At 66.4% G+C, this 14282-nt stretch carries 18 protein-coding genes (1 of these 18 running past the window's edge); 8 read left to right on the top strand and 10 right to left on the bottom strand.

Translation table 11 applies throughout. The features are described from left to right. Position 1: 1 nt before the first annotated feature. The 6 genes from OCI36_RS02230 to OCI36_RS02205 all read right to left on the bottom strand — a co-directional run bounded on the left by OCI36_RS02230 (position 2) and on the right by OCI36_RS02205 (position 4832). Positions 2 to 274 (bottom strand): twin-arginine translocase TatA/TatE family subunit, encoded by a 273-nt coding sequence (locus OCI36_RS02230; protein WP_261663456.1) that lies wholly within the window; start codon positions 272 to 274, stop codon positions 2 to 4. Positions 275 to 413: 139 nt separating this feature from the next. Continuing rightward, on the bottom strand, positions 414 to 1652 hold the full coding sequence (locus OCI36_RS02225) for a polysaccharide deacetylase family protein (RefSeq protein ID WP_261663455.1): 1239 nt from the start codon (positions 1650 to 1652) through the stop codon (positions 414 to 416). Further along, positions 1649 to 2761 (bottom strand): MGDG synthase family glycosyltransferase, encoded by a 1113-nt coding sequence (locus tag OCI36_RS02220; protein ID WP_261663454.1) that lies wholly within the window; start codon positions 2759 to 2761, stop codon positions 1649 to 1651. Before OCI36_RS02220 ends, OCI36_RS02225 begins: the two co-directional genes overlap by 4 nt. Positions 2762 to 2793: 32 nt before the next feature. Then, positions 2794 to 3990 (bottom strand): LptF/LptG family permease, encoded by a 1197-nt coding sequence (locus tag OCI36_RS02215; protein ID WP_261663453.1) that lies wholly within the window; start codon positions 3988 to 3990, stop codon positions 2794 to 2796. Continuing rightward, entirely contained in the window at positions 3991 to 4428 is a 438-nt protein-coding gene (fabZ, locus tag OCI36_RS02210; protein WP_261663452.1) for a 3-hydroxyacyl-ACP dehydratase FabZ, read from the bottom strand. A gap of 5 nt (positions 4429 to 4433) precedes the next feature. Next, complete coding sequence (locus OCI36_RS02205) at positions 4434 to 4832, bottom strand: hypothetical protein (protein ID WP_261663451.1); 399 nt, start codon at positions 4830 to 4832, stop codon at positions 4434 to 4436. Between the two features lie 151 nt (positions 4833 to 4983). Between OCI36_RS02205 and OCI36_RS02200 the strand changes: the two genes are divergently transcribed. Genes OCI36_RS02200 through OCI36_RS02185 form a run of 4 tightly spaced genes read left to right on the top strand, consistent with a single transcriptional unit; the run spans position 4984 to position 7568 of the window. Next, a complete protein-coding gene (locus OCI36_RS02200; protein WP_261663450.1) occupies positions 4984 to 6276 on the top strand; it encodes a uracil-xanthine permease family protein in 1293 nt (430 codons plus the stop codon). Then, positions 6273 to 6581, top strand: a complete 309-nt coding sequence (locus OCI36_RS02195) for a metallophosphatase family protein (protein ID WP_261663449.1) — start codon at positions 6273 to 6275, stop codon at positions 6579 to 6581. Before OCI36_RS02200 ends, OCI36_RS02195 begins: the two co-directional genes overlap by 4 nt. Next, on the top strand, positions 6517 to 6921 hold the full coding sequence (locus OCI36_RS02190) for a metallophosphoesterase family protein (RefSeq protein ID WP_261663448.1): 405 nt from the start codon (positions 6517 to 6519) through the stop codon (positions 6919 to 6921). Before OCI36_RS02195 ends, OCI36_RS02190 begins: the two co-directional genes overlap by 65 nt. A 35-nt stretch (positions 6922 to 6956) precedes the next feature. Then, the gene (locus OCI36_RS02185; RefSeq protein WP_261663447.1) at positions 6957 to 7568 is read left to right on the top strand and encodes a nitroreductase; all 612 of its coding nucleotides are present in this window, start codon (positions 6957 to 6959) and stop codon (positions 7566 to 7568) included. A gap of 156 nt (positions 7569 to 7724) precedes the next feature. Here OCI36_RS02185 and OCI36_RS02180 read toward each other — a convergent pair whose 3' ends face one another. After that, positions 7725 to 8267 carry a dihydrofolate reductase family protein gene (locus OCI36_RS02180; protein WP_261663446.1) on the bottom strand — a complete coding sequence of 181 codons (543 nt, stop codon included), beginning with the start codon at positions 8265 to 8267 and terminating at the stop codon, positions 7725 to 7727. 72 nt (positions 8268 to 8339) lie between these two features. On the opposite strand from OCI36_RS02180, the gene OCI36_RS02175 reads away from it, so the two are divergent. Next, positions 8340 to 8633: a hypothetical protein gene (locus OCI36_RS02175; protein ID WP_261663445.1), complete on the top strand. Its 294-nt coding sequence runs from the start codon at positions 8340 to 8342 to the stop codon at positions 8631 to 8633. An 85-nt stretch (positions 8634 to 8718) separates the two neighbouring features. Here OCI36_RS02175 and OCI36_RS02170 read toward each other — a convergent pair whose 3' ends face one another. The 3 genes from OCI36_RS02170 to uvrB form a co-directional block, all read right to left on the bottom strand. Continuing rightward, positions 8719 to 9003: a hypothetical protein gene (locus OCI36_RS02170; protein ID WP_261663444.1), complete on the bottom strand. Its 285-nt coding sequence runs from the start codon at positions 9001 to 9003 to the stop codon at positions 8719 to 8721. Positions 9004 to 9005: 2 nt separating this feature from the next. Further along, on the bottom strand, positions 9006 to 9938 hold the full coding sequence (locus OCI36_RS02165; protein WP_261663443.1) for an alcohol dehydrogenase catalytic domain-containing protein: 933 nt from the start codon (positions 9936 to 9938) through the stop codon (positions 9006 to 9008). 119 nt (positions 9939 to 10057) lie between these two features. Next, positions 10058 to 12094: an excinuclease ABC subunit UvrB gene (gene uvrB, locus OCI36_RS02160; RefSeq protein ID WP_261663442.1), complete on the bottom strand. Its 2037-nt coding sequence runs from the start codon at positions 12092 to 12094 to the stop codon at positions 10058 to 10060. A 546-nt stretch (positions 12095 to 12640) separates the two neighbouring features. Between uvrB and OCI36_RS02155 the strand changes: the two genes are divergently transcribed. The 3 genes from OCI36_RS02155 to OCI36_RS02145 form a co-directional block, all read left to right on the top strand. After that, positions 12641 to 12958, top strand: a complete 318-nt coding sequence (locus OCI36_RS02155) for a hypothetical protein (protein WP_261663441.1) — start codon at positions 12641 to 12643, stop codon at positions 12956 to 12958. 41 nt (positions 12959 to 12999) lie between these two features. Further along, positions 13000 to 13857, top strand: a complete 858-nt coding sequence (locus OCI36_RS02150; protein ID WP_261663440.1) for a hypothetical protein — start codon at positions 13000 to 13002, stop codon at positions 13855 to 13857. Positions 13858 to 14087: 230 nt separating this feature from the next. Next, on the top strand, positions 14088 to 14282 hold the 5' end (the start) of the coding sequence (locus OCI36_RS02145; protein ID WP_261663439.1) for a transposase. The gene runs 894 nt beyond the window's last position; only the first 195 of its 1089 coding nucleotides appear in the window; it begins with the start codon at positions 14088 to 14090; its stop codon lies beyond the right edge, outside the window.

Genomic DNA, 14282 nt, shown 5'->3' with positions numbered 1-14282 from the left:
ATCAGGCCTGTCGGTCACGCTGTTCGGTTCCCACCTGTTCACGGACCTCTACGCGGGGCAGTTCGGTGGCCTGCACGTCGGTGATGTCGTCTTGGCGCAGTTCCGGGTTCAGCAGCTGAGCGTCGGGACCGGGGCGGCCAAGGTCACGGGTTTCTTCCCTGAATTCCCGGATGCCCCGGCCCAGGCCCTTGCCCAGCTGAGGCAGTTTGCTGGCGCCGAACAGCACCAGGATAACGGCGGCAATAATCAGTAATTCCAGTGGGCCAATAGGCATAAGTTCCTCCAGTTTAACGGGGTCACCCAAAGAGGCGGGGCCCGCATGCCTACCCTACTCTTTTTGACCTGCCGGTTTGGTCGCCGGAGCATAGTTGGCCAGAGCAGAGTTGGCCGGAGCAGAGTCGGGTGAAACAGGGTCAGCCGAAACGCTGCAAAAACTCCTCCCGGCTCATGATGCTCAGCACCGGCTGGCTGCGGCGCGGGGCGCTGCCGTACGCCCGGTGCATCAGGTCCGACCACAGCTTGAGGCGCCACTGGTCGAACGGGCGCAGCGGCACGCTGGCAAAGCCCAGCCGCTGCAATACGGCGCCGTGCACGCTGAGGCAGTAGATGAACTCGGCCGATTGCAGCTCAGGGCGGCGGCGCCAGTCCTGGGCCACCCAGCCGAATTCGATGCGGGCGCGGGCGGGAAAGCGGCGCAGGCCCAGGTTCACCAGCAGGGGGTTGTTCACGTGGAATTCCAGCGCAGGCGTGCCTTTCGCGATCAGGCGGTCGTCCGGCCAGCGCAACCCGGATAGCGGAAAAGGCAGCGGCTGCAGCCGGAACAGTCCCCCGCGCCGCTCCAGCGCCGGGCGAATGCCCAGCCGGGCGTCCAGCCGGCGGTCCAGCCCGGCCATCAGGCGGGCCGGCAGTTCGCTGCGCGTGACCGGCGCCCCCCCCAGCTCACTCAGGGTCACTGAATGAAAGCCGCGTTCCTGCAGGCCCTGCAGCAAGCCCGGCAGGGCCTGCGGCGTGACCCGCGCCCCGGGGCCGCTATCGTGCAGCACGATCACGGCCCCGCCGTGCAGCTCGCGCAGCACCTTCTGCTGCACCCGCTGCGGGGTGGCTTCCTTTTCCCAGTCGCCCCCTTCGATGCTCCAGTGAACCAGAGTCAGCCCGGCGCGGCGCAGGCCGGCCAGGTTAGCCAGCGAGTAGGCGCCGTGCGGCGGCCGCCCCCAGCGCAACTTGACCCCGCTGCTCTGCTCCAGCGCCGTGCGGGCCTGCAGAGGATCGCGGTAAGCATCGCCCGGCCAGCGGGCCCAGGCGTGACGGTGCCGGGCCGCATGCACCCCGATTTCGTGGCCCTGCGCCAGAATGCGCTGCACCAGTTCCGGATGCTGCCGCGCCGGGCCAGCCACCAGAAAGAAGGTGGCGTGCATTCCAGCGGCGGCCAGCGCATCCAGTACAGCGGGAGTGTGCTGCGAGTCGGGGCCGTCGTCGAAGGTCAGGGCCACCCGGTCGCCGGCAGCCGGGCCGCCGCGCACCGTGCCCAGGCCCAGCCGCTGCACCAGCAGATACGGTAGGCCGATATAGGCCAGCAGGCCAGCGGCCGCCAGACCCAGCCCGCCCAGGGCCACGCGGCGTCTGCCCCGCGCCGCCCGCAAGCCCCCACTCACGCTTTCCACCCCAGCCGGGCCAGCAGTTCGTCGGCCACCCGCTCGGCAGCGGCGGGGCAGCCCAGCGCTGCCGAAGCAGCCGACACCTCGGCGCGGCGGGCCGGGTCCAGCAGCTCCAGCACGGCGCGGCGCAGTTCGTGGCGGGAGCGCGGCCACAGCGCGGCGCCGCCCCGCAGCAGGTAATCAGCGTTGTATTCTTCCTGGCCCGGAATCGGCTGGTAAACGACCAGGGGAATGCCCAGCGCAGTCGTCTCGGCCACCGTCATGCCGCCCGCCTTGCCCACCAGCAGGTCGGCGCCGGCCAGCAGGGCGGCAAAGTCCGGCCGGTAACCCAGGTGATGCACCGTGGCCCCGCTCCGCCGCTCGCTGCCGGGCGGGTAGGGCCCGGCCACCACCAGCACCTGCACCCGCCGGCCCAGATTGCCCAGCACGTCCAGCACCTCATCAAAAGCACCGTACACGCCGCTGCCACCCGACACCAGAATCAGCGGCTCGCCGGCCGGCACCTGCGTCCAGCCCAGCGCCTGTACCGTGCGGCGGCGGCGCTCAGCATGGTCCAGCCGGCTGAGCCGGGCCGTTTCCAGCGACACCGGCAACCCGGTCACCGCCAGCCGCTGCGGCTCCATGCCCCAGGCCAGCATTTCGCGGCGGGTTTCCTCGGTGGGCAGCAAAATCAGGTCAGCCTGGGGGCGCGCCCAGTGGTGATGCACCCGGTAATCGGTCAGCACCAGCGCGTTCAGAAAGTCCAGGCTCTCGCGCTGCCGTACCGTGTCGGCCAGCGCCACCGAGGTGGGAAAGGTACTGACCACCACGCCGGGCCGCTGCGCCAGCAGCTCGCGGCGCAGGCTGCGGATGCCCAACCAGTCGAACGACGAGGTCAGGACACGCGGCTCGCTGCGCTGATCGGTCCAGCGATAAAAAGCGTGATAGGCGGCCGGCAGGTGCTGCAACCAGAACCCGTAGACGCCCACGATCACGGTGCGTTCCAGCGGCGTCAGCATGTCCACCACGTCCACCTGGGCCAGCCGCACAGCCACCCGCCGGGCCAGGGCCTGCGCCACCGCGCTGCTGGCGTGCTGGTGCCCACCGCCGAAAGAGGCGGAAATCATCAGGACCGACCTCCCGGCGGCGGGGCCAGACATCAGGCCCGCCTCAGCAGCAGCAGCCCGGCAATCAGAAGGACCAGGTTGCCCAGCCAGGGCAGCGCCAGCGCCAGCGGCCCGCTCATTCCCCCGGCCAGGGTTAGGCCCAGGGCGGTCAGCAGGTAATAGGCCAGCGCCACCAGCAGCGCCATCCCCAGGCTGACACCCAGGCTGCGCCCAAAACGCAGGGCGAATGGCAGCGCAGCCAGCGCCAGCACCAGATTGCCGAACGGCAGCGCCACCTTGCGGCTCAGCGTCAGGGCGGCGTCTTGGCGGTCGGCCGCCGGGGCCTGCGCGTCATTGATGGTGCTGGTCAGCTCGTCCCAGCCCTGGTCGTCGGCGCCGATGGCGTCGGCAAAGCGGGCGATGGCTTCCTTGCGCGAGGTGCCGGCCTCTATCTCCAGCGGTTTGGCCGGATCCGCTTCCACCACGATGCCCGGAAACACTGCCGCAATGCGGTGATTGATCTCTTCGGCCTGTTGCCGCAGGGCCAGTAGATTGCTGCTGGCACCGGAAGCGCCGCCCGGCAGCGGCGTGCCGGGGGCCAGTTTGGCCGCCGCAGCGTAATCCACCTTGAAGGCCTGATAGTCCGTCAGGCGCAGCTGGTTGTCCTCGAAGGTGCCGGTCTTGGCAAAGACCACGTCCGCCTGCTGGGGATGCTCCTTGTTCCAGCGCTCGGCCCGCACGCCCTGCAACTGGCGGGTGGCCGGGTCGTAGCTCTGCCACGACACGTTCAGCCCGCCACCCAGGTCCAGGGTGCGGCCGGACATGGTGCTCAGGCCAGCGCCGGTCATCACGTCCCAGTAGAGGCTGCGGGTTTCCACGTTGGCACGCGGCGCCACCCAGAGGCTCAGCCACAGCGACAGCAGGGCCAGCGCCAGCCCGGTCACGGCCACCGGCCGCCCCGCCTGCCCCAGCCCGATTCCGCCCGACTGCATGGCGACCAGTTCCGAATCGGTGTTCAGCCGCCCGAAGGCCACGATGGTCATCAGGACCGCCGCCATTGGCAGCACTTTGACCAGCGTGTCGGGCAGCTGATAGCCCAGCCACTGCGCCACCAGCGCCGGAGAAACGCCCTGGAGCCACTGACTGCTCACGAAGAAATAGCCGAAGCTCAGCAGCGCTGTGAACAGCAAGACCCCGGCCAGCAGCGGCGGAATCAGTTCAGCCAGAATGTAGCGGGTGATCCGGGACACTTACTTGGCGACAGCAAAGAGAATGGTGGCTTCGGCGGCCACCGCGCCGTCCACCTCGGCGCGGCAGACCGTCTTGCCCAGGCCGCGGCGCAGGTATTCCAGCCGGGCGTAGAGGTGCAGCTGATCTCCCGGCACCACCTTGCGCTTGAAGCGGGCACCCTCGATGCCGGTCAGGTAGCCCACCGTGCCGGCCGGCATCTCGCCGTGCAGGCAGAACATGCTCGCCTGCGCCAGCGCTTCGGTGATCAGCACGCCGGGCATCACCGGTTCCTGGGGAAAATGGCCCATGAAATACGGCTCGTTCACTGAGACATTCTTGATGGCATGAACTTCGCCGTCCGTGACCGACAGTATCCGGTCCACCAGCACAAAGGGATAGCGGTGCGGAAGGACTTTCAGGACATCCTGAATCAGCAGCGGAGCAGCAGCATCTGACATGGCCCTCAGTTTACGCTGCCGGAGCCGTCTTCCACCTGATAGGAGAACAAGTAAGGTGAGTTCCCGGCGGCCACCCGCATCCGCCGGCGCGGCCAGGCCCAGGCCGCCGTGCCCAGCGAGATGCTGCTCAGCAGCGCCAGGATCAGTGCACGGGCGAAGCCGTCCCAGCCGGCGTAGGCCGACCCGAACAGCAGCTGTCCGGCCAGCTGTTCGGCGGCCGCCAGGGTGTCCAGCCACAGCGGCGCGCCGGCCCCCAGCGCCGAGAACCGGCCCACGCACAGCGCGGCGAGCGCCAGGCCCAGCAGGCCCAGCAGCCCCGCAACGACGCCGCGCAGCACCCGGCCCGCCGCTTGCAGCAGAGGCCGAAAGCCGGGGCGAGCCGGAACCGAAGTCGCATAATCCATAAGGTCACTTTTCAGTATAGCGTCTGCCGGGTCTGGCGGCGGGGGCAAGCTGAGGGCGGCAAGTTGGCTGCGCGGCTTGGCACCATAGCGTTGCCCCCCGCACCTCTGCCCCGCCCCACACGCCTGCCCCTGCCCTACACTCAGGGCTGACATGACCCAGGCACCTCCACCTCCCGTCCCAGCGCCTCACCCCACCGCCGCCCTGCCACCGCAGCGCAAGCTGCTGCTGGGCGCCCAGCACGCCATCGCCATGTTCGGCTCCACCGTGCTGGTGCCGATTCTGGTGGGCCTGCCGCCCTCGCTGGCGCTGTTCGGAGCCGGCATCGCCACGCTGATTTTCCACGCACTGAGCGGCTGGCGGGTGCCGATTTTCCTGGGCAGCAGCTTCGCCTTTATCGCGCCCACTGCGCTGGTGGTCAAGGAAATGGGCCCGGCCGCGGCAGCCGGTGGCCTGATCGCCGCCGGGCTGCTGTATGTGCTGTTCAGCGGGCTGGTGCGGCTGTTCGGCACCGAGCGCATCCTGCAGCTGTTTCCGCCTATCGTGACCGGGCCGGTCATCATGGTGATCGGCCTGAGCCTCAGCAACGTGGCCGTCAAGCAGGCCGGCACCAGCGTGGTGGAGCACGCTGCGCTGGGCAGCTGGGGCGTGGCGCTGATTACCCTGCTGGCCGCCGTGATCGCCAGCGTGTTCGGGCGGGGCATCTTCCAGATGATTCCTATTCTGGTGGGCATCGTGGTGGGCTACCTTACAGCGCTGCTGACCGGCAACGTGGACCCCCAGGCCCTGTCACACCTGCGCAGCGCCGCCTGGCTGGGCCTGCCGCCCTTTCACGCGCCGGAACTGAACTGGCAGGCGGTGGCCCTGATCGCGCCGGTGGCGGTCGTCACCTTCATCGAGCATATCGGCGACGTGGTGGTCAACGGCCGGGTGGTGGGCCAAGACTTCCTCAAGAATCCGGGCCTCAGCCGCACCCTGCTGGCCGACGGCATCGCCAACATGTCCTCGGCGGTGCTGGGCGGGCCGGCCGCCACCACCTACGCCGAGAACACCGGCGTGCTGGCGCTGACCAGGGTGTATGACCCGGCCATCATCCGTATCGCTGCCGTGTTCGCCATCGCGTTCGGCTTCTCGCCCAAGCTGGCTGCGCTGCTGGCCAGCCTGCCTCCCAGCGTGCTGGGCGGGGTGTCCATTCTGCTGTTCGGGATGATCGCCTCGGTCGGGATCCGCACCCTGGCCGAAGCCCAGATCGATTTCGCGCACTCGCGCAACCTGATCGTGGTGAGCCTGATTCTGGTGCTGGGCCTGGGCGGCGCCGCTTTCAAGCTGCCCGGCAGCCAGCAGGAACTTTCGGGCATGGCGCTGGCCGCGCTGGTGGGTATCGTGGCGAACCTGCTGCTGCCGGCACAGCGTCCGGAAACCGACGCGAGCAGCGACAGAGTATGAGTGCCGACCTGCGCCTGGCGGTGCTGAGCGACGTTCACGGCAACGCTTTTGCGGCGCAGTCCGTGATTCAGGACATTCGGTCCTGTGCCCCCGACCTGACCGTGAACCTGGGCGATCAGGTTTGGGGACAGACCGACCCGCTGCGGGCGCTGGAGCAGTGGCTGGCCACGCAGCTGCCGGCACCGGAGCGTGAGCGGCTGGCGGGCCCTGCCGCTAAACACTACGCTGGTCGGCGGCGAAGTGCTGGTATCGTACGGCACGCCGGCAACCGCCTGGGACAGCCTGCTGTTGCAGTTCGACTATGACACCCGGCTGTTTCGCCGCCGCAGCGAAGCCGAAATCGCAGAGCGCCTACGCGGCTTCGGCGGCCACCGAATCTATCTGGTCGGCCACATGCACCGCGCGACTACCCGCCGCATCGCAGAAACGCTGCTGGTCAGGAGCGGCCCGGTCAACTGGCCCAACGACGGCGATCCCAGAGCGGCCTGGACTCTGCTGGAACGGCGCAGCGACGGCTGGCACGTCGAACACCGCCGGGTGACTTACGACTGGGACGCGGCCGCCCGCTTTATTCGGCAGAGCGGTGCCCCGGACTGGGCCGAAGTGGAGCTGATTCTGAACCCGTCCGCCGACGCCTGGGTCTAGGCCGGCGGCAGGCTGATTTATCTCATACTGGGGCCATGAGCACCGACCTGCATTCCCCGCTGGACACCGCCACCGCCATTCGCACCCGCCGCTCGGTTCCCTTCGGCCGTCTCAGCGCCGAGCAGCCAGAGATTCCCGAAGCCCTGGTCTGGACGCTGCTGGAAGCGGCCCACTGGGCGCCCAGCCACGGCAACACCCAGCCGTGGCGTTTCGGCGTCTTTACCGGCGCGGGCCGGGCACGTCTGGCAGAAGTGCTGGCCACGTCCATGGCGGCGCACAAGGGCCTGACCGACGCCAACGCCGAGGCCGTGGCCGAGTTGCACGCCGCGCAGCAGGCCACCCAGGCCCAAGCACCGGTCTGGATCGTGGTGGCGGCCAAAACGCCGGCCATCACCAAATTCCCACCCCAAGAGGAAGACTGGGCTACCGCCGCCGCCATCCAGAACCTGCTGCTGGCGGCCCGCGCCCACGGCCTGGGCAGCAAATGGATGACCAACGCGGCCGTCATGCACCCGGCCACGCTGCCTGCGCTGGGCTTCGAGGAAGGCTGCCGGCCCATTGGTCTGGTGTATCTGGCACAGGTGGACGAGTGGCCCGAAGGCCGCCGCGACCCGGTGGCCGGGCAGGTGATGTGGGTGCGCGAGTAAGTCCACGCCATATAAGGCCTGAATGTGGGCGGCGTCTGGAGAACATCTTCGCTCGCATCACGCTCAAAAAAGCTTGAGGGCTGCCCCCACCTACCAGAAGGCGACTGGACTGACCTGGGCGGCAGCTCAGGCTACAGCGTTCTCCACGCCGGCCACTCAGCCGGCCGACGGACGCTGAAGCCGGTAGCGGCTCTGTACCAGCCCACCTGCAAAGCTGCGGCTCTCCAGCAATTCCAAGCTCACATCCTCCTCCACCGCGCCGAACAGCGGCCGCCCCCGTCCCAGCAATACCGGGACAGTGGTCAGGGTCAGTTCGTCCAGCAGGCCCGCTGCAATGAAGCCCCGCACCACTTCGCCGCCGTCTGCGTAGACTCGCTGCAAACCTTCTGCGACCAGCGTCTGCAGCAGCTCTGGCAGCGGCCCGGCGTGCAGACGCAGCGGTAACCCGGCAGGCAGGTCGGCTGGCGCCAGCGTGCGGCTGAGAACCACTACCGGTTTGTCGCCATAAGGCCAGGGCGTAAAATCCCGCACTGTCTCGAAAGTGCGCCGGCCCAGCACCAGCACGTCGCGGCCAGCGAAGAATTCAGCGTAGCCGTAGTCTTCCCCGCCCTCCTGCGGCTGAGGCAGCCAGTCGAGTGCGCCGTCCTCACGGGCAATCATCCCGTCCAGACTGGCGGCCAGATAAGCAGCGACATGCATGGAGCGAGTGTAAAGGTCGGCTGCGGCTTTTGCACATGCCGCGCTGGCGGCCCCCAGCCTAGACTGCAAGGCATGAATATTTCCGATATCCAGCAGGCTTTTGACGCCGCTTACACCAAGGACCCCCGTGACGGCCTGACCATCAACCACAGCAGCGAAGAAGGCCACTTCCGCGTGGAAGTCCGCCACCAGGACACCGACGGCAACCTGCGCGGTTTTGACGTGGTGGCCGAGCCTACCCCCGCCGAAGAACGCAGCGCCGACGATATCGGTCAGGCAATGGCGCAGGTCGTGGAGCAGGAACTGGCTTACGGCCAGCTGCCTGCCCGCGGCGACGACGGCGAGTTCCGGCGCATCGTGGTCTGAGTACCAGGGCCAGCCCACCATAAGCACAGCAAAGCCGGAGCGGGAAGAATCTCTTCCCTGCTCCGGCTTTGTTCAGGGAGTCAGGTCAGGCCTGCGGTTTTAGCTCTACCTTAATCCAGCCCGGCTGGCGCTTATCGAACGCCTTGTAAGCGTCAATGGCGCTGTGCATATGCTCGTGCTCGGTCAGCACCTTGGCGGGGTCCACCACACCTGCCGCCACCAGGTCCACCAGTTTGGGGATGATGGTGCGGTGGTTGCAGTTGCCCATGCGCACGGTCAGGTTCTTGTTCATCGCCTTGCCAATGGGGTAGGTGGTCATCTGCGGCGGGTACACCCCGATAATGCCGATCTGGCCGGCCTTCTTGACCATTTCTATAGACCATTCCAGTACCTGGGCCGGGGCGTCGCCGGGCACCCACTGGCCGTCCTCGGTGGGCTGTGCGTCCGGAGCCACTTCCTGCACCAGCTGTTCGTCCTGCTGTTTTCCTGGCGGTCTGGCTGGGCCGGGCCACTCTGGGCATGCTGCGCTTCAACGCCCACGGCGTCAATCACGCAGTCGGCCAGCAGGCCGCCGGTCAGGCGCTTGACAGCTTCTACCGGATCTTCCTCGTCGAAGTTGATCACTTCGGCGCCGTTGCAGCGGGCCATCTCCAGCCGGTCGGGCAGGCGGTCCACCGCAATGACCCGGTTGGCGCCCAGCAGCTGAGCGCTGATAATCGAGAACTGTCCTACCGGGCCGCAGCCCAGCACCACCACCAGGCTGCCTTCCTTCACACCAGCCAGCTCAGCTCCGAAGTAGGCCGTCGGGAAGATGTCGGAAATCAGCAGGGCCTGATCGTCGCTTACGGTATCGGGCAGGCGCACCAGGCTGGAATTGGCATACACGATCCGGGCTTTTTCAGCCTGCAGGCCGTTCAGAGGGCCAGTGGATTTGGGCCCACCGTAAAAGGCAGTGCCGGCTTCCGGGCCGTTGGGGTTGGCATTGTCACACTGCGAGGTGTTGCCCTCGCGGCAGGGCGCACAGTAGCCGCAGGACGCCGAGGAAGGAATCACCACACGGTCGCCAGGAACGAAATTGCGCACGTCCGCGCCGACCTCTTCCACGATACCCACGCCCTCGTGTCCCAGAATGGTGCCGGGAACCATCTCGGCCATGGTGCCGCGCACGAAATGCAGGTCGGTGCCGCAAATCGCGCTGGCCGTCAGCCGCACGACAGCATCGGTGGGTTCCTGAAGCTGGGGTTCGGGCACGTCGTCCAGGCGAATATCGCCAATGCCGTGCCAGACAACTGCTTTCATGGTCATACAAACCTCCTGTGGTTCAGGGGCGAGTGTAGGAGGCCGGGGGTACCCGCACGTGAACGGGACCGTCACAGCTGCTTAACGGCCCCGCCCCAGGCCGCAAGGGCCGCCGGAAATCAGGCTCAGCGCCGGCCCTTGCGCCGCACTTTCTGCCCAGGAACGGTCGCCTGCTTGAACTCCTTGCCCTGCAACTTGGCTTCAATCGCGCGAATCTGGTCACGCAGCGAGGCGGCCAGCTCAAAGTCCAGGTCCTCGGACGCCTGCCACATGCTCAGCTCCAGCTCGGTCAGCTGCGCGGTCAGGGCGTCGCGGTCGCCCGCCATGTTCTCGGAGCTGATTTCGTCCGGCGTTTCCTCGCCGCGGATCACGTCGCGCACGCTCTTGCTCACGGTGCGCGGGGTAATGCCGTGTTCCTCGTTGTAGGCCAGCTGTTTCTCGCGGCGGCGGGCAGTTTCGTCCATCGCAAACTGCATGGCGGGCGTAATACTGTCGCCGTACAGCACCACCTCGCCGTTCACGTTGCGGGCGGCGCGGCCGATGGTCTGAATCAGCGAGCGCTCACTGCGCAGGAAGCCCGGCTTATCGGCGTCCAGAATCGCCACCAGCGACACTTCCGGCAGGTCCAGGCCCTCGCGCAGCAGGTTGATGCCCACCAGCACGTCGTAGTGGCCCAGCCGCAGGTCGCGGATAATCACCTGACGTTCCACACTGTCAATGTCCGAGTGCATATAGCGCGCCCGCACGCCTTTTTCCAGCAGGTACTCGGTCAGGTCCTCGGCCATCCGCTTGGTCAGGGTGGTGACCAGGGTGCGTTCTCCCGCCTCGGCCCGCTTACGCACCCGGCCCAGCAGGTCGTCCACCTGGCCCTGAATCGGACGCACCGTCACAGGCGGGTCCACCAGGCCGGTGGGGCGAATGATCTGGTCGGCAATCTGGTCGGCATGTTCGCGCTCGAACGGGCCCGGCGTGGCCGATACGAACACCACCTGTCCGGTCTTGCTCCAGAACTCGTCGAGGTTCAGCGGGCGGTTGTCCATCGCGCTGGGCAGGCGGAAGCCGTGGTCCACCAGCGTCTGCTTGCGGGCCCGGTCGCCGTTCGCCATGCCGCCAATCTGCGACACCGTCACGTGCGACTCGTCAATAAAGGTGATGAAGTCTTCGGGGAAGTAATCCAGCATGGTGTAGGGCGTCTCGCCGGGGCGCCGCCCGTCGATATGCCGTGAGTAGTTCTCGATGCCCGAGCAGTGCCCCAGCACCCGCAGCATTTCCAGGTCGTAGAGGGTGCGTTCCTTGAGGCGCTGGGCTTCCAGCAGCTTGCCGGTGGACATGAAATACTCCAGCCGGTCTTCCAGCTCCTTTTCGATTCCGCCGATCGCCCGCTCAATGTTCCCCGCGCCCGACACGTAATGCTTGGCCGGGTAGACGACGGTGCCGTCCATCTCGGTCAGGCGGTCGCCGGTCAGCGGGTCCACCATGCTGATCCGCTCCACCTCGTCGCCCCACAGCTCGATGCGGGTGGGCTGCTCGTCGTAGGCGGCCCAGACTTCGACCATCTCGCCCTTGGCCCGGAAGCGGCCCGGCATCAGTTCCACGTCGTTGCGTTCGTACTGCATGCCCACCAGCCGCTCGATGATGGTCTCGCGGCCCACTTCCTCACCCACCCTCAGCACCAGGTTCAGGGCGGTGTATTCGGCAGGGTCGCCCAGACCGTAAATGGCCGACACCGACGCCACCACGATCACATCGCGCCTCGTGAGCAGGCTGCGGGTGGTGGAGTGCCGCAGCCGCTCGATTTCCTGGTTGATGCTGGCGTCTTTCTCGATAAACAGGTCCTTGCCGGGCACATAGGCTTCCGGCTGGTAGTAGTCGTAGTAGGAGATGAAGAACTCGACGGCGTTATCGGGGAAGAACTCGCGGAACTCGGCGGCCAGCTGCGCGGTCAGCACCTTGTTGGGCGCCATGATCAGGGCTGGGCGCTGGGTTTCCTCGATCACTTTGGCCATGGTGTAGGTCTTGCCGGTGCCGGTCGCCCCCAGCAGGGTCTGGAAACGCAGGCCACTTTCCAGCCCATCCACCAGGGTCTCGATGGCGGTGGGCTGGTCTCCGGACGGCTGAAACTCGGACTGGACCCTCAGGGTGTGGTCTTTAGTTCTGGTCATGCTGACTCCTCGGCTGAAACAGGCCTGACAGGGAGGCGCGGCGGGAAGGGGCAGAAGGCATCCCATCAGTTTACGCCCTGGGCATAAGGGCAAAATAGGGCAGTATGGTTTATGCCTTTCGCCCCCCACCAGCGTGAACTGCTCCTGACAGTTGTTATCACGACCCGCGCTTGCCCGAATATCTGGAACGCATTTTGGTAGAGGGCCCGGGCGAGTATGACTGGCCACCCACTCCAGGCCACTTCGAAGACGAGTAAATTCCGCTGCACGAGCGCATCTGGGCGCAAATCTGGCACCAGGGCGACATTTATCCGGCGACTTATATGGCTGTGCCGGTGCTGTGCGGGGCAATGGCGCAATTTCCGGAGATGAATCATGGGCGGATGCTGTCCAACCTGCTCACGGTTGACCTGCTCACGGTTGAACAGTCCAGGCCACGCCTCGAGCCATTGATTCGGCCCTACCTGGAAGAATCAAGAATCCGACCTGACCGCGTATCAGGCAGCCCTTGATGGCCTGCTGCCGCATCTGCCCGCACAACTGCGGATGCAGGACGACAGCACCGAGGAAGGCTTCCGCACAGCGGAGACGGTACTGGCGCTACTCGCCCAAATTAACGAGCAGCACTGGCTGGGCACCCTGCTGAGCCGGGGGGCGCTGCCACTGACCTATGAGTGGGCGCAGAGGCTCACCCGCAGCTTTGACGAGGAAACCGCAGACGCGGTGGTGCTGCCGGAGGTAATGAAAACAGCCTTTTTCCTGAACCGCGACGACCTGCCGCGCTCGCTGCGCGAAAACCACGCTGAGCGGCAGGCGCTGGCGGCAGCGGGTCAGGCTGAACCGTCCGAAGACTTGGAGTTCTGACCCCTCATCCCCGGATGACGGCTGTGCACCACAATCTTGCCATGACCCTCTCCACGGACCATGACCTGTTGCTGGCAGCACTGCGTTTTCAAGGTGGGCCGCAGACGCCCACGCTGTGGCCAGGGCAGCTTCCGCAGGCTGCTCCCGTGCCGCTGCCAGAGCTGGCCGGGCTGCTGGGCAGCATCGAAGAAGTGACTGACCCCGGCGACTACAGCGCCACGCTCTACTTTCTGCCAGTACCAGGGCACCAGAGTGACGAGCTTATTCGCCGTATTAATGCCGGATTGGAGGGCGCGGGCTGGCGGGTTCCGCAGAGCAGGTTGCCCTTTAGACCGTCAGGCTTTCAGGCCAGTGGTGCGCCCCACTTCCCAGACCAGCCCCAGTCCAGCGAACCCGACCCCGCGCCTGCCCATCGGCTCATTCACGGCGGTGCGGGCCTGGGCGCCTTCTGGGACAGCCGGGAGGAAGCCGGTCAGACTTTCTTGCAACTGGCCCTGCGCGCTGGCCTGTACCACCATCTGACCTGGGATGAGGGCAAGTCGCCCCTGCCCACTTTGCCCCCGCTGACCGCCCCGGACGGCTGGACGCTGGAAAATATCGGTGGCAGCGGCAATGGTCATGAGCGGGCCAGCCACGCGTCCTCTATGGCCCTGTTGCGCGGCACAGGAACGCTGAATGACCTGTATGGCCACTTTGCCGAGCAACTGGATAACTTTGGCTGGGATGAGCAGGGCGCGGCGGCAACTGAAGCTCTGGCTATTAGTCAGTGGCAAACGCCGGACGGCGGCCTGGGCCTGCTCACCCTCGCAGAGCGTGGGCCGGGGCTATGGCAGGCGGAGCTGACGGTAACACGCCTGAAAGATGGTGACGAGCCGGAGCACAGTTGGTTCAGTTTCTGACGGTGGCGGGCGACCCGGTCACCTCTGCCCCATTGCTCAGCCCCGCCAGCCGCAGCGCCGTGCGAAGTTGTGCCCGTTGCCACGCCACCTGCACGGAAAGGCCCCTAATATCAAGCAACAGCCTGCGCAGCAGTAGAAAAACACCTTTACCAGCACAGTAAACCCTTTACTCAGAACTTGCACCTGAATAGGCGGACAAAAAGCGCTCCCAGAGCTGAAATTCTGGAAGTGTGTACAAACAGGTTTCAGGGGAGCGCGTCCGTATTTTCGCACAGCAGGTTCTGGATATTCCAGAGACGCTGTATCAGCAGCGAAGCTTGCAAGCTTCGCTGCACCTCTTCCACAGTCCAGGTCAGAAGACCAAGTTCAGCCAGGCAGAGGGAGTCAGCCCCAGTGCACTCAGCCGTTTCTTCAACATCTACGAC

Origin of the sequence: Deinococcus sp. Marseille-Q6407 (assembly GCF_946848805.1) — a bacterium.
Classification (GTDB): Bacteria; Deinococcota; Deinococci; order Deinococcales; family Deinococcaceae; genus Deinococcus.
This window is presented reverse-complemented; position numbering and strand designations above follow the sequence as displayed.

Excerpts from the sequence above, each read along its gene's own strand:
- OCI36_RS02230 (WP_261663456.1), bottom strand. The coding sequence starts at position 274 with ATGCCTATTGGCCCACTGGAATTACTGATTATTGCCGCCGTTATCCTG.
- OCI36_RS02220 (WP_261663454.1), bottom strand. The coding sequence starts at position 2,761 with ATGATTTCCGCCTCTTTCGGCGGTGGGCACCAGCACGCCAGCAGCGCG.
- fabZ (WP_261663452.1), bottom strand. The coding sequence starts at position 4,428 with ATGTCAGATGCTGCTGCTCCGCTGCTGATTCAGGATGTCCTGAAAGTC.
- OCI36_RS02205 (WP_261663451.1), bottom strand. The coding sequence starts at position 4,832 with ATGGATTATGCGACTTCGGTTCCGGCTCGCCCCGGCTTTCGGCCTCTG.
- OCI36_RS02200 (WP_261663450.1), top strand. The coding sequence starts at position 4,984 with ATGACCCAGGCACCTCCACCTCCCGTCCCAGCGCCTCACCCCACCGCC.
- OCI36_RS02195 (WP_261663449.1), top strand. The coding sequence starts at position 6,273 with ATGAGTGCCGACCTGCGCCTGGCGGTGCTGAGCGACGTTCACGGCAAC.
- OCI36_RS02185 (WP_261663447.1), top strand. The coding sequence starts at position 6,957 with ATGAGCACCGACCTGCATTCCCCGCTGGACACCGCCACCGCCATTCGC.
- OCI36_RS02180 (WP_261663446.1), bottom strand. The coding sequence starts at position 8,267 with ATGCATGTCGCTGCTTATCTGGCCGCCAGTCTGGACGGGATGATTGCC.
- OCI36_RS02175 (WP_261663445.1), top strand. The coding sequence starts at position 8,340 with ATGAATATTTCCGATATCCAGCAGGCTTTTGACGCCGCTTACACCAAG.
- OCI36_RS02170 (WP_261663444.1), bottom strand. The coding sequence starts at position 9,003 with ATGGTCAAGAAGGCCGGCCAGATCGGCATTATCGGGGTGTACCCGCCG.
- OCI36_RS02165 (WP_261663443.1), bottom strand. The coding sequence starts at position 9,938 with ATGACCATGAAAGCAGTTGTCTGGCACGGCATTGGCGATATTCGCCTG.
- uvrB (WP_261663442.1), bottom strand. The coding sequence starts at position 12,094 with ATGACCAGAACTAAAGACCACACCCTGAGGGTCCAGTCCGAGTTTCAG.
- OCI36_RS02155 (WP_261663441.1), top strand. The coding sequence starts at position 12,641 with ATGCAGGACGACAGCACCGAGGAAGGCTTCCGCACAGCGGAGACGGTA.
- OCI36_RS02150 (WP_261663440.1), top strand. The coding sequence starts at position 13,000 with ATGACCCTCTCCACGGACCATGACCTGTTGCTGGCAGCACTGCGTTTT.